The organism is Allobosea sp. P2_B12, assembly GCF_056404835.1.
In genome coordinates, this window is sequence record NZ_JBFUDG010000001.1 from 211,743 (window position 1) to 224,388 (window position 12,646).

A 12,646-nucleotide genomic window follows, 5' to 3' on the forward strand; every position below is an offset into this window, starting at 1 on the left:
CAAGTCGCAAGGCGGCCGCCTCGTGAGCCAAAACTCCTATCTCGACGAGGCGCGCAATGCTGCGCTGGCGTTCGGTGACAGCCTGCTCGGGATGGCGCGGCCGCGCCTGCGGCTGGGTGTCACCGGCCTGTCGCGCTCGGGCAAGACCGTCTTCACCACCGCGTTGATCCAGAACCTGATCGAGGGTGCGAAGCTGCCGGTGCTCAAGGCCGTGACCGAGGGGCGGATTTCGCGTGTGCGCCTCGTGCCGCAGCCGGACCCCGAGATTCCGCGCTTTCCCTATGAGGCGCACCGCGCATCGCTCACCGGCGAGGCGCGGCGCTGGCCGGAATCGACCCGCCGGATTTCGGAGCTGCGCGTCGAGATCGACTATGAGCGCGCTGCCGGCTGGTTCAAGGGGCCGGCGACGCTGACGCTCGACATCGTCGATTATCCCGGCGAATGGCTGCTCGACCTCGCGCTGATCGGACAGGACTACAAGACTTGGTCGCGCCAGGCGGTCGGCGATGCGCGCAAGGCGCACCGGCAGGCGGCCGCCTCCGACTGGCTTGCCGATCTGCCGCGGCGCGATCCGGCCGGGCCGCCCGACGAACTGGCGGCTGAAGCCGCGAGCGATCTGTTCAAGGCCTATCTCGCCAGGCTCAGAGCCGATCCAGAGGCGGTGGCGGTGACGCCGCCGGGGCGCTTCCTGATGCCGGGCGATCTCGAAGGCTCGCCGGCCCTGACTTTCGCGCCGCTCGATCTGCGCCATGATTCCGAGCCGCAGGCCGGCACGCTCGCCGGGCTGATGGCCGGGCGTTTCGAGGCCTATAAGCGCGTCGTGGTGGCGCCGTTCTTCCGCGACCATTTTGCCCGGCTCGACCGGCAGATCGTGCTGGTCGACGTGCTGGCCGCGCTCGATGCCGGGGCGCCGGCGCTGGCTGATCTCGAGACCGCGCTCGGCCAGGCGCTGGCAGCCTTCCAGGTCGGGCGCAATTCCTGGCTGTCGAGCCTGTTTGCGCCGCGCATCGAGCGGGTGCTTTTTGCCGCGACCAAGGCCGACCATGTCCACCACACCAGCCATGACCGGCTGGCGGCGGTGATGTCGCATCTCGTCGCCCGTGCCGCCGCGCGGGCGCAAGGGGCGGGTGCGAGGGTCGAGTCCATGGCGCTCGCCGCGGTGCGGGCGACGCGCGAGGTTCGGATGAAGCATGGCCGCGACGACCTGCCCGCCATTGCCGGCGTGCCGGAGGCGGGAGAGACCGTCGATGGCGAAGTCTTCGACGGGCTGGGCGAGGTCGCGATCTTCCCCGGCGAACTCCCTGAACATGCGGCTGCGATCTTCGATCCGGGATCGCATTGGCAGATCCGGGCGCCGCGCTTTCGGCCACCGCTGGTCGAGGCCGATGCGGGCGGTCGCACCCGGCCACCGCCGCAGATCCGCCTCGACCGCGCGCTCGAGTTCCTGATCGGGGACAGGCTGTCGTGAAGAAATGGCATCGAGAAGAAGGCGCGGTGTTGGGAGAACAGGTCATGAGCAAGGCACCGCGCGCCGTGCGTCTCGATGCAGCAGGGATCGAGCCGGATGCCGGGTCGTCGTTTCGCGAGCACGGCGTCGCGATCCTGCCGGAAAGCGAGCCGATCGACGCCGTCGAGCCTGCTGTCGTTGCCGTCGCGCGGCGGCGCTGGTCCTGGGGTGGTCTCTTCGTCGCTGGGCTGTCGGGTTTCCTGACGCTCTCGATCGGTGTCTGGGCCGAGCGCACCATCGTCTCGCTGATGAATGAGAGCCCGGTGCTGGGCTATGCGGCGCTGGCCTTTGCTGCGCTCGCCGCCCTGGCGCTGCTCGTCATGCTCGTCCGCGTGCTCAGAGACATCCTGCGCGAACGCAAGGTCGAGGCGCTGCGCCTGCGCGCCACGGCTGCTCTAGCGGGCAGCAGCCTGACGGAGGCTCAGGCCGTGGCGGAGGACTTGAACCGCCTCTACGCATCACGAGCAGATACGGCAAAGGGGCGGGCGCTGTTCGCCGACAGCCTGCCCCAACTCTTTGCCGCGCGCGACGTTCTGACGGTGGCCGAGCGCAGCCTGATGGCGCCGCTCGACGCTCAGGCGCAGGCGCAGATCGCACAGGCGGCGCGGCGCGTCTCGTTGGTGACGGCGGTCAGCCCGCGTGCGCTGATCGACGTCGTCTTCGTGCTGGTCGCCTGTGCGCGGCTGCTGCGGACGATCGCCGGCATCTATGCCGGCAGGCCGGGTACGCTCGGGCTGATCCGGCTCGGGCGGCAGGTGCTGGGCCATCTCGTCGTCACCGGCGGCATTGCGGCGGGCGATGCGGTGATCCAGCAGGTGGTCGGGCAGGGGCTGGCGGCGCGTCTCTCGGCCAAACTCGGGGAGGGCGTGCTGAACGGGCTGCTGACGGCGCGCATCGGCCTGGCGGCGCTGGCGGTGTGCCGGCCGCTGCCCTTCGTCGAGGCGACGCCACCGACGCTGGGCGACGTCGCGGGCGACCTGACCTCGTGGCGCGGCGCACCCGAACAGGGTTCACCCTGACAAGCGCGCGGCAGATTTTGCCGAGGCTGGCGGATTCTGCCCGGCTGAAACCGCCGCGAAACACCTTGGAAACCATGCAAGCCCTTGAAATATCATGCGTTCAGGCATGGCATGGCGCGTGCAGTTATCGCCTCGAAGTTGAGGGCAGCCCTTTGGGGGCGCCGGTCGAGGTGAGGGTTTCATGGGTGTCTTCAGCGCATTGACGACAGCGGTTTCCGGGATGCAGGCGCAGTCCTATGCGCTTGAGAACATCTCCGGCAACATCGCCAATTCCCGCACGGCCGGTTTCAAGAGGGTCGATACGACCTTCTCCGACCTCGTGCCGGATTCGGCGTTGAACCGGCAGATCTCGGGTTCGGTGGCGGCCTACAGCCAGGCCACGAACTCGATCCAAGGTGATCTGACCGCGACGCGGATCGACACCAATGCGGCGATCAACGGCGACGGCTTCTTCGTGGTCGACCAGCGCCTCAACGGCGTCGGCACCAACATGCAGTTCTCCAACAGCAATCTCTACACGCGCCGCGGCGATTTCGATTTCGACGCCAACGGCTATCTCGTCAACGGTGCCGGCTACTACCTCAAGGGGCTGAAGATCGACACGGTGACGGGCTCGCTGATCGGCACCCAGCCGGAGGTGCTGCGCATCACCAAGGAGCAGTTCCCGGCGAAGGCCACGACCTCGATCGAGTACCGCGCCAACATCCCCGCCTTTCCGGGCACCAACAATGCCAATGTGGCGACCCCCGGCTCGGAGCTGCTGAGCCCGACCGGCTTCACCAGCAACCCGCTCTCGACCACGCAGGGCGGCACCGGCATCGTCATCGGCAGCGAGATCACCAGCTTCCTCAACCAGTCGATCCCCGGCGGCTCTGTCACGGTCTACGACTCGCTCGGCAAGGCGACCAGCGTCGAGCTGCGCTGGGCCAAGACGACGAACTATGCCCCGCCTGTTCCCGGCCCGGCCGCCGCCGACACCTGGAACCTGTTCGTCGCCGAGAACACCAGTGCGACGGGTGCCGCCGTCGCCTACCGCAATACCAATACCAGCATCACCTTCGGAACGACGGGGCAGCTGACGGCGCCGGCGAGCGGCAACATCACGCTGCCGACGATGACCATTGCCGGCACGACGATCACCGGCATCCAGGTCACGACCGGCGGCAACGGGCTGACCCAGAACGGCGACGTCAGCGGGCAGATCGACGCCCGCTCGATCCGGCAGGATGGTTACACCGCCGGCACGCTCGACCGCACCTCGGTCTCGGCCGACGGCCAGGTCATCGGCACCTTCAGCAACGGCCAGGTCGTGGCGCTGGCCCAGCTCTCGGTCGCCCGCTTCAACGCCGACAACGCCCTGAAGCGGCTCGATGGCGGCGCTTTCGAGGAGACGATCGAATCCGGCCCGCCGATCATCGGGCTCGGCACCTCGCAGCTCATCGGCGGCAATATCGAGCAGTCCAACACCGACATCGCCGACGAATTCTCGAAGATGATTGTCACCCAGCAGGCCTACTCGGCCAACACCAAGGTGATCACCACGGCGCAGGAGATGCTGCGCGACGTCTTCAGCATCATCCGCTGAGGTCTTTGAGGCAGGTCTTCGAGGCAGTCTTCGAAGCCGGGTTTGGCGCGGTCCAGAAGGACCGCTGGTAGCGACAGGAGCTGGCAATGGGTCTCAGCACGTCCCTCAATACCGCGATCGCGGGGCTGAACGCCACGCAGGTCGGCATCGGCGTCGTCTCGCAGAACGTCGCCAATGCCGGGACGACGGGCTATATCCGGCGCACCGTCTCGACCGCCGACAGCCTCAGCGGCCAGACGGTCGGGACGCAGAGCACGCAGGTCCAGCGCCTGCTCGACCGGATCGTCCAGCACCAGCTCTGGCAGGAATCCTCGGGCGCCGCCTACACCTCGACGCGCGCGGATATGCTCTCCAGCATCGACAAGCTCTATGGCGCGCCGGGCAGCACGACCGCGCTCGACACGGTCTATAACGGTTTCACCAGCGCGCTGCAGGCGCTGCAGAACGACCCGTCGTCCTACAGCCTGCGGACGGGCGTGCTCGATTCCGCGACGCAGCTCGCGACCCGGCTGAACACGCTGTCCGACGGCGTACAGGCGCTGCGGGGCCAGGCTGAAAGCGGCATCGCCAGCGCCGTCACGCAGGTCAACGACCTGCTGGGCGCGCTGACGAAGGTGAACGCCCGGATCGTCGGGACTCCCAACGACCCCGCGACAGCCAACCTCAAGGACCAGCGCGACCTGATCCTGTCGGAGCTGTCGCAGTACATCGACATCAAGACCAGCGAGGATGCGCGCGGCTCGATCAGCATCACGACCGGTGCCGGCACGCAGATCTTCGATGGCCGCCCCGCGGTGACCTTCGGTTTCGACGCGCATTCGAGCCTCGGTCCCGACGATCAGTGGAGCAGCAACCCCGCGCAGCGCGGTGTCGGCACGATCACCATGACCACCAGTTCCGGTGGCGTGATGGACGCCATCGCCAACAAGACGTTCCGGTCCGGCGAGATCGCAGCGCTGGTCGAGATGCGCGACAAGACGCTCGTCCAGGCGCAGGCCCAGCTCGACGAGATCGCGGCGCAGCTCTCCAGCGCGCTGTCGGACAAGGTGATTGCCGGCACGCCCGTGACGGCGGGCGCGGCGACGGGTTTCGATGTCGATCTCACCGGGCTGCAGTCCGGCAACAGTGTCACGCTCGACTATGCCGTGACGCCCGGCGGGGCGACGCAGCGCTTCACCTTCGTGCGCGTCGAATCGGGCGCGTCGCTGCCTTTGCCGGCCTCGGCCAGCGGCGATGCCAACAACCGCGTCATCGGAATCGATTTTTCGGGCGGCCCGGCTTCGGTCGCGACGCAGATGCAGGCGGCGATCGGCGGCGGCTTTACCGTCTCCAACACCGGCTCGGTGCTGCGGATCGTCGATGACGGCGCCGCCGGTACGCGCGACGTCAAGGCGCTGACCGCCAGGCCGACAGCGACCAGCCTGTCCTCGGCCGGTGGCACTGCCGAGTTGCCGCTGTTCGTCGACGCCGGCAACGGCGGCAGCCTCTACACGGGTTCCTATGAGAACGGCTCGCAGGCTGTGGGCTTTGCCGGCCGGATCGGGATCAACTCGGCGCTGATCGCGGACCGGTCGAAGCTGGTGACCTTCGACACGACGACGGCGCAGGGCGACGCGACGCGGCCGAAACTGATGCTGGACCGGCTGACCCAGAGCCAGCGCGCCTTCACCAACAGCACGGGCCTCGACGGCTCGACCGCGACGACGAACTCGACCGTCTCGAGCTTCGTGCAACGCGTGGTGTCCTCGCAGGGCCAGGCGGTCGCGACCGCCCAGCGGCTCGACGAGGGCCAGAAAGTCGCTCTCGCCGCGATCCAGAGCCGCTTCCAGGAGACCTCCCAGGTCAATGTCGACCAAGAGATGTCAACGCTGATCGAGCTCCAGACCGCCTATGCCGCCAACGCCCGCATCATCTCGACCGTGAAAGAGATGATGGACGTTCTGATGAGAGTGTGAGCGCACCATGACCATCACCTCCTACGGCACCGGAGCCTACCGTTCCGCAACAGGCAACAGCTTCGTCTCCACCCGCGGCCAGCTCGCCGATCTCGAGCGTCAGCTGGCGACGAAGGAGCGGGCCGAGAGCTATGGCGATCTCGGCATGGACCGGCGCACGAGCCTCGACCTCAACGCCAAGGTTTCGAGCATCGATTCCTGGCTTGGCGGCATCGCTCTCGCTGACGTCAACCTCAAGCTCTCGTCCCAGGCCGTGGAGAGCTTCGCCAAGCTGACCAACGAGACGGTCAACGACACGCGCTCGAACAGCTATGTCGCGAGTTCGACGGGCCGTTCCGCGCCGCAGGTGCTGGCGGAGGAGAAGTTCAAGCAGACGCTCGACCTGCTCAACACCAGCGTCAACGGCCGCTACCTGTTCTCGGGAAAGACCTCGGACGTTCAGCCCACCGTCAGCTACTCGGAGATGATCGAGGGCGACGGGGCAGGGCGTGCCGGCCTGAGGCAGCTGATCTCCGAGCGCAGGCAGGCCGATCTCGGCGTCTCGGGGCTCGGCCGCCTGACGACGGGTGGTGCGGCCGCGACGGCGACCATCGCCGACGAGGCGCCGGCGCACAGCTATGGTTTCAAGCTCGCCGGAGCGTCCAGCAGCTCGGCCGCGATGACGCCGGTCTATACCGCCGGCCCGCCGGCCGACATCGCCGTCACCGTGGCCAGCCTGCCGACGGCGGGCGACACGCTGCGCATCAAGCTCAACCTGCCGGACGGCACCCAGGAGGAGATCGTCCTGACGGCGCGCGCGCCGAATACCAACGGTTCGGCCAGCGACAGCTTCGAGATCGGTGCGGACGTCAACACGACCGCTGCCAATCTGCGCAGCTCGATCACCGCGGCGCTGACCAAGGGAGCGGCGACGACGTTGTCGGCGGCGTCCTCGCAGGTCGCGGCGGCGAACTTTTTCGCCGGCAGCGTCAGCAGCCCGCCGCTGCGCGTGCCCGGGCCTCCCTACAACACCGCGACGGCCGCGCCCGCGGCCGGGACCGCGGCCAACACCGTGATCTGGTACCAGGGCGATGACGACTCCGACCCGGCGCGAAGCACCGCGACCGTCCAGGTCGATAAGGGACAGCTCGTCGGTACCGGTGCGCGGGCGAATGAGGAAGCCTTCCGCGTCGGTCTGGCGCAGTTCGCTGTGATGGCGATCGAGACCTTTCCCGCTGCCGATCCGAACTCGCAGACCCGCTACGAGGCGATGACGTCGCGCGTCAGCGAGAAGCTCGGCTTCGGCGGCAGCGTCCAGAAGCCGGCAGAGATCATCACGGAGTTCGGCTCGTCGCAGACCTCCTTGGCACGCGCCAAGGAACGCCATCAGAGCACGAAGGACTATCTGGCGACGGCGCTCGACAGCGTCCAGAACGTCACGACAGAGGAGGTCGCGGTCCAGATCCTGGCGCTTCAGACGCAGCTCCAGGCGAGCTACCAGACGACCGCCATTCTCTCGAAGCTGTCGCTGACGAACTATCTCTGAGATCGCCGCGCTGAAACGAAAAGGGCCTCACCGTTTCACGGTGAGGCCCTTTTCGTTTTGAAGGAGAACCGGAAGGGTTTCAGCGGCTGCGCAGGCCGGCCGCGATGTCGCGATTGATGCCGATCAGGACGCGCAGGGGCTCGGGAGCGGGGCTCGCGGAGATCTTGAAGGTCTGGTTGAAGATGAAATTGGCGAGGCTGAGCATGTTGGTCTTGATGCCGACGGGCAGGGGATTGTCCTCTGCGACCACGGCCGAGACAAGCAGCGTCCAGAGCTTGCGGTTGTAGTTCAGCGCCTCGTCCAGGCCACGATCGGCCAGGGACCAGTCGTCGCAAATCGCCTGCAGCCGTACGGCGGCCTTGATCAGCAGGGAGGCTTCGAGTTCGCGGGGAGAGTCGACCTGCTGGTTGGCTCTGGCGGCAGAGGCGTACGCGTTAAACCCGTGTTGCATTCTCGATGAGTTCCGCTTCGTAAGCGATCAGCTTTTTTGCTGCCTTGAGGGCTTTGTAGAGATCGCTGCTTAAGATGCGGTTATTAATCTCGTGAATATGCGGCAGAGCGCTCGGCGCCGCCTGGACGAAGTCTCGCACCAGCTCGAAATAGACCTCGTGCTGATGCATCGGGTCTTCGGCCAGATACATCAGCTGGATGGCGAGGTAGATCTTCTTGGCCGGGCTGTCGGCGGTGGCGGCGGTCAGGATGTCCTTTTCGCGCAGGATCGGGGCGTCGCCCTCGATGAAGAAGCGCGTCCGCTGCTCGTCGTTGCGGATCACCACCTTGCCGATGATGATGCGTTCCTTGGGCTTGAGCTCGACCTTGAGAGCCATGTTCGTCTGGGCCTTCTGGCTGGGGGAGGGGGCGCGTCGTCTTCGGCGGGATCAGCCGAAGAGCCTGAGCACGCCCTGATCGGCCTGGTTGGCCAGCGACAGCGCAGTCTGCGAGAGCTGCTGGCGGGTGTTGAGTGCGAGCAGGCTGGCGCCTTCGGCGTTCGGATCGGCGAGCACGAGGTTGTCGGCGCCGCTGGTCAGGACGTTGGCCAGTTCCTTGGTGAAATCCTGACGGGTCTGCGCGACCGACAGGTTCGAGCCGAGGGTAGAGGCGAGGGACTTGAGCGAGGTCAGCGAGCCGGTCAACGCTGCGGTCGCCTTGTCCAGATCGAGATCGTTCTGGAAGTTGAAGAAGCCGGCGAGCTGCGTGTTCGTCGCCTGGACGACGCCGAGATTGTCCGAGGTCAGGGTCGAGCCCTGGATGTCGAGCTTGGTCTGGTTGGTGCCCGTCTTCTCGTTGAAGATGATCGAGAGGCGGTCGCCTTGCAGCAGGTTGATGCCGTTGAAGCTCGAATCCTTGGCGAGCTTGTCGATCTGATCGCGGATGTCGTTGAACTGCTGGATGAGGTTGGAGCGGACAGCGGAAGTGACGTTCGACGAGGTCAGAGCCGAGGTGCCGACGGCGCCGTCATTGGCGAGAAAGCCGAGCGCGGTGTTGTCGTTGGTGCCGACAGCACCAGCATCAGCGATCGCGAGCGGACCAGTGGTGGAAGAGCCGAAGCCGAAGGCAACCGTCTCGGAGCCGGTGCCCTTGACGTTGAGCTGACCCTTCTCGTCGATGAAGGCGGTGGCGATGCCCGATTTGTTGATCTCGTTGACGACGTCGCGAACGGTGGCGTTGGCGCTGGCGAACGAGGCGGTATAGGTCGTCGTACCCGCCGTTATCGAGAGACCGAGGAAGGTCTGGGCCTCAACGATACCCAAGTCACCTGGGCTGGAAGCGGTCGCCGCGTTTGCGATGCCGTCGTCGAGCACGTCGACGCCAGCCGTATCCCGAATGCGCTTGTCGAGGGCGATGTCCTTGAGGCTCTTGCTGGTCACCGCCGCCTCGGTCGCGGTGGCAAGCGCCGTCCCGGCCTTGGTCGGGCGGTTCTGGGCGGCGTCGGCCTGGGCCTGCTTCACCGTGGACTGGAGCGACTGCACCAGCTTGGTGATGCCGTCGATGCCCTTGGACGCGGCCTGAATGGTCTGGATGCCGTTCGAGATGCCGTCGAGCAGGCCGGTGAGCTGGCTCGAGCGGTCGTTCAACGACTGCGAGGTGAAGAAATTGACCGGGTTGTCGATTGCCGAATTGACCCGCTTGCCCGTCGCCAGCCGGTTCTGGATCACGCTCTGCTGAGCGGAAGTCTGCTGCAAGGTCAGCAGGTTGTTACGGACACCGCTCGAGAGAATTGTGTTGGCCATCTTCGGTCCCCTGGAAGTGCGATTCGCACGCCTGTCCGGATTGATCTGGACCGATAATCCCTTGTTAAGGATAACAATTGGTTAATGGCGGATGGCTTGGAGTAACCCCGGCCCAGCGGCATGGCCGGAAGACGGGACGAGGGTCGATGTGGGTGTACATCATGGCCAGTCAAAAGAACGGGACGCTCTATATCGGTGTGACCAACAGCCTCGCCAGACGCGTGACGGAACACCGCGAGGGGAGAGGCTCAGCGTTCGCCAAGCGCTATGGTGTCGGGCGCCTTGTCTATGCCGAGGCATTTGAGCGGGCAGATGAAGCGATCGATCAGGAAACACGGATCAAAGGCTGGCGTAGAGCGTGGAAGATTGCGCTGATCGAGAAAAGCAACCCGAACTGGGGCGATCACTATGGCACTGTCCATCTGGATTGATCGTTTCGGCTTCACCCGCCGCCGTCATTCCGGGCGCAGCGTAGCGGAGACCCGGAATCCATGCCGGAGCCTCATAGGGCTGGTGCTCCGGCATGGATTCCGGATCGGCGCCGCTTCGCGGCTTGTCCGGAATGACGGCAGGGTCTGAATAAGAGAAAGGCGGCGGAGCTTGCGCTCCGCCGCCTTCTTGTCTTCGGCCCACATTCTGTGGGCTTGCCCGCTTCTGCGGACGAAGGATCAGAACAGACGCAGGACGGCCTGGTCGGACTGCGAGGACAGCGACAGAGCGGTCTGCGACAGCTGCTGGCGGGTCTGCAGGGAGAGCAGGTTGGCGGCTTCCTCGTTGGCGTCGGCATTCACCAGGTTGCTGGCGCCGGTCGACAGGACGTCGGCCAGATCCTTGGTGAAGTCCTGGCGGGTCTGAGCGACCGACAGGTTGGCGCCGAGCGACGAGGACAGCGACTTCAGCGAGGTGAGAGCGCCGGTCAGCGCCTCGGTCGCCTTGGTCAGGTCCGCGTCGTTCTGGAAGTTGGTGAAGCCGGTGAGCTGCGTATTGGTGGCCTGGGTGATGCCCAGGTTGTCGGAGGTGATCGTCGAGCCCTGGATGTCCAGCTTGGACTGGTTGGAGCCAGTCTTTTCGTTGAACTGGATCGAGACCTTGTCGCCGCCGAGCAGGTTGACGCCGTTGAAGCCAGCATCCTCGGCGAGTTCGTCGATCTGCGTGCGCAGGTCGTTGTACTGCTGGATGAGGTTCGAGCGGACGGCGGAGGTGACGTTCGACGAGGTCAGTTCCGACGTACCCACCACGGCATCGGCCGCAAGGAAGCCGATCGCGGTGTTGGCACCACCGGTGACAGCGTCGGCGATTGCTGTCGTGGCGTCGGTGCCGGAGCCAAAGCCGAAGTCAACGGTTTCCGAACCGGTGCCCTTGACGTTGAGCTGGCCCTTTTCGTCGACGAAAGCGGTGGCGATGCCCGACTTGTTGATCTCGTTGACGACGTCGCGAACGGTGGCGTTGGCGGTGTCGAACGAGGCGGTATAGGTCGTGCTACCGGCGACGATCGAGAGAGCCAGCGTATCGTCGGCTTCGACAATACCCAAGTCACCCGAGCTGGAGGCAGTCGCCGCGTTGGCGATACCGTCGTCGAGGACGTCAACGCCGGCCGTATCACCGACACGCTTGTCGAGGGCGATGTCCTTCAGGCTCTTGCTGGTCACAGCGGCTTCAGCCGCGGTGGCAAGCGCCGTGCCGGCCTTGCTCGGGCGGTTCTGAGCCGCGTCGGCCTGGGCCTGCTTGACGGTGGACTGGAGCGAACCGACCAGCTTGGTGATGCCGTCGATGCCCTTGGAAGCGGCCTGGACGGTCTGGATGCCGTTGGAGATGCCGTCGAGAAGACCCTTGAGCGAGTCCGAGCGGCTGTTCAGCGACTGGGCGGTGAAGAAGTTGACCGGGTTGTCGACGGCCGTGTTCACCTTCTTGCCGGTGGCAAGACGGTTCTGGACGGCGGCAGCCTGGCTGGTGATGGTCTGGAGCGAGGCGAGCGAAGAACGAACGCCATTCGAGATTGCAGTGGCCATAATCGTAAACCCTTCTGGTTTGGTGCCTTCTGGCAGTCGCGATCATTCTGGCCGCGACCCGAGGACCATTGGGCGCCAGCTCGTAACAGGAGGTAAATTTCGAAGGTCGAATGCCGCGGGTCTGCCGGCTGCTCGCAACGTGGTTAACGCAGCGCTACGGATCGTGAGGGGACCCCAAACGCAAACCGCCCGCGCAAGGCGGGCGGCTTATAAGGTGATGTGATCAGGGGGAGGGTGACTGGTCAGGCGATCCGCTCGATGTGCTGGCGGCTGGCCTCTTCGGCGTCCCTCGCCCTCTCGGTCAGCTCGCGGGAGTAGATGCGCAGCTTGAGGAGGGTTTCGTCGGGCAGCTGCGAGATCGTCTCGCCGGTGTCCTGGTCCTTCTTCTGCAGCACGATGGCGCGTGTGCGGGGCTCGATGATGAGCTTGCGCTCCACGGCCTCGTCCAGATCCTGATCGGCCTGGCGCTGCTGCTTCTGGTTTTCGGCCGTACGGCGCTCGAAGGCGGCGCGGCTCTGCGCGTCCCGAGCGCGCGCATCGCGGTCCTGCGTGCGGATATCGAGCCTGACGGCCTCGCCGGCCTGGGCGGACTGGACCGTCTTTTCGGGAGGAAGCTCGACAGCGACGCTGCCCTGCGTCGCGACGACGTCGGAGCGGGTCACGATCGGAACGCCTGCGACCGGCGTCGTCCTGGGCGCGGTGCCAAAATCCATGGTTTCACTCCTTCTGGAGTCGGGCACAGCGGCGCGGTGCCGCTGCTTGCCGTTCACGCCCGAACAGGGCGCACCTGTCCGAACCTGACCAAGCTGTCAGAA

General features: G+C 65.9%; 11 protein-coding genes. 6 read left to right on the forward strand and 5 right to left on the reverse strand.

Features of this window, described 5'->3' with window-relative positions:
• The first annotated feature begins 22 nt into the window (after positions 1 to 22).
• The 5 genes from AC1DYU_RS01050 (at position 23) to AC1DYU_RS01070 (ending at position 7,591) form a co-directional block, all read left to right on the forward strand.
• The gene (locus tag AC1DYU_RS01050) at positions 23 to 1,468 is read left to right on the forward strand and encodes a YcjX family GTP-binding protein (protein ID WP_476790043.1); all 1,446 of its coding nucleotides are present in this window, start codon (positions 23 to 25) and stop codon (positions 1,466 to 1,468) included.
• A gap of 44 nt (positions 1,469 to 1,512) precedes the next feature.
• Positions 1,513 to 2,526 (forward strand): YcjF family protein, encoded by a 1,014-nt coding sequence (locus AC1DYU_RS01055; RefSeq protein ID WP_476790044.1) that lies wholly within the window; start codon positions 1,513 to 1,515, stop codon positions 2,524 to 2,526.
• Between the two features lie 181 nt (positions 2,527 to 2,707).
• Positions 2,708 to 4,111: a flagellar hook protein FlgE gene (locus AC1DYU_RS01060; RefSeq protein ID WP_476790045.1), complete on the forward strand. Its 1,404-nt coding sequence runs from the start codon at positions 2,708 to 2,710 to the stop codon at positions 4,109 to 4,111.
• A gap of 86 nt (positions 4,112 to 4,197) precedes the next feature.
• Positions 4,198 to 6,066: a flagellar hook-associated protein FlgK gene (gene flgK, locus AC1DYU_RS01065; protein ID WP_476790046.1), complete on the forward strand. Its 1,869-nt coding sequence runs from the start codon at positions 4,198 to 4,200 to the stop codon at positions 6,064 to 6,066.
• 7 nt (positions 6,067 to 6,073) lie between these two features.
• Complete coding sequence (locus tag AC1DYU_RS01070; protein ID WP_476790047.1) at positions 6,074 to 7,591, forward strand: hypothetical protein; 1,518 nt, start codon at positions 6,074 to 6,076, stop codon at positions 7,589 to 7,591.
• Between the two features lie 79 nt (positions 7,592 to 7,670).
• On the opposite strand, the gene flaF is transcribed toward AC1DYU_RS01070, so the two are convergent.
• From flaF to AC1DYU_RS01085, 3 genes are read right to left on the reverse strand one after another with little or no spacing between them, the layout of a single operon-like run.
• Entirely contained in the window at positions 7,671 to 8,042 is a 372-nt protein-coding gene (gene flaF / locus AC1DYU_RS01075) for a flagellar biosynthesis regulator FlaF (RefSeq protein WP_476790048.1), read from the reverse strand.
• Positions 8,026 to 8,418 (reverse strand): flagellar biosynthesis repressor FlbT, encoded by a 393-nt coding sequence (flbT, locus tag AC1DYU_RS01080; protein ID WP_476790049.1) that lies wholly within the window; start codon positions 8,416 to 8,418, stop codon positions 8,026 to 8,028. Before flbT ends, flaF begins: the two co-directional genes overlap by 17 nt.
• Positions 8,419 to 8,469: 51 nt before the next feature.
• A complete protein-coding gene (locus AC1DYU_RS01085; protein WP_476790050.1) occupies positions 8,470 to 9,822 on the reverse strand; it encodes a flagellin N-terminal helical domain-containing protein in 1,353 nt (450 codons plus the stop codon).
• A 146-nt stretch (positions 9,823 to 9,968) separates the two neighbouring features.
• On the opposite strand from AC1DYU_RS01085, the gene AC1DYU_RS01090 reads away from it, so the two are divergent.
• A complete protein-coding gene (locus AC1DYU_RS01090) occupies positions 9,969 to 10,253 on the forward strand; it encodes a GIY-YIG nuclease family protein (protein ID WP_158486500.1) in 285 nt (94 codons plus the stop codon).
• Positions 10,254 to 10,490: 237 nt separating this feature from the next.
• On the opposite strand, the gene AC1DYU_RS01095 is transcribed toward AC1DYU_RS01090, so the two are convergent.
• Together AC1DYU_RS01095 and AC1DYU_RS01100 are read right to left on the reverse strand one after the other, a co-directional pair.
• Positions 10,491 to 11,831 (reverse strand): flagellin N-terminal helical domain-containing protein, encoded by a 1,341-nt coding sequence (locus AC1DYU_RS01095; protein WP_476790051.1) that lies wholly within the window; start codon positions 11,829 to 11,831, stop codon positions 10,491 to 10,493.
• Between the two features lie 242 nt (positions 11,832 to 12,073).
• The gene (locus AC1DYU_RS01100; RefSeq protein WP_158486498.1) at positions 12,074 to 12,544 is read right to left on the reverse strand and encodes a hypothetical protein; all 471 of its coding nucleotides are present in this window, start codon (positions 12,542 to 12,544) and stop codon (positions 12,074 to 12,076) included.
• Positions 12,545 to 12,646: the final 102 nt, after the last annotated feature.

Bases quoted from the DNA above. Each gene is read 5' to 3' on its own strand.
- AC1DYU_RS01070 (WP_476790047.1), top strand. From the start codon at position 6,074: ATGACCATCACCTCCTACGGCACCGGAGCCTACCGTTCCGCAACAGGC.
- flgK (WP_476790046.1), top strand. From the start codon at position 4,198: ATGGGTCTCAGCACGTCCCTCAATACCGCGATCGCGGGGCTGAACGCC.
- flbT (WP_476790049.1), bottom strand. From the start codon at position 8,418: ATGGCTCTCAAGGTCGAGCTCAAGCCCAAGGAACGCATCATCATCGGC.
- AC1DYU_RS01100 (WP_158486498.1), bottom strand. From the start codon at position 12,544: ATGGATTTTGGCACCGCGCCCAGGACGACGCCGGTCGCAGGCGTTCCG.
- AC1DYU_RS01055 (WP_476790044.1), top strand. From the start codon at position 1,513: ATGAGCAAGGCACCGCGCGCCGTGCGTCTCGATGCAGCAGGGATCGAG.
- AC1DYU_RS01060 (WP_476790045.1), top strand. From the start codon at position 2,708: ATGGGTGTCTTCAGCGCATTGACGACAGCGGTTTCCGGGATGCAGGCG.
- AC1DYU_RS01095 (WP_476790051.1), bottom strand. From the start codon at position 11,831: ATGGCCACTGCAATCTCGAATGGCGTTCGTTCTTCGCTCGCCTCGCTC.
- flaF (WP_476790048.1), bottom strand. From the start codon at position 8,042: ATGCAACACGGGTTTAACGCGTACGCCTCTGCCGCCAGAGCCAACCAG.
- AC1DYU_RS01090 (WP_158486500.1), top strand. From the start codon at position 9,969: ATGTGGGTGTACATCATGGCCAGTCAAAAGAACGGGACGCTCTATATC.
- AC1DYU_RS01085 (WP_476790050.1), bottom strand. From the start codon at position 9,822: ATGGCCAACACAATTCTCTCGAGCGGTGTCCGTAACAACCTGCTGACC.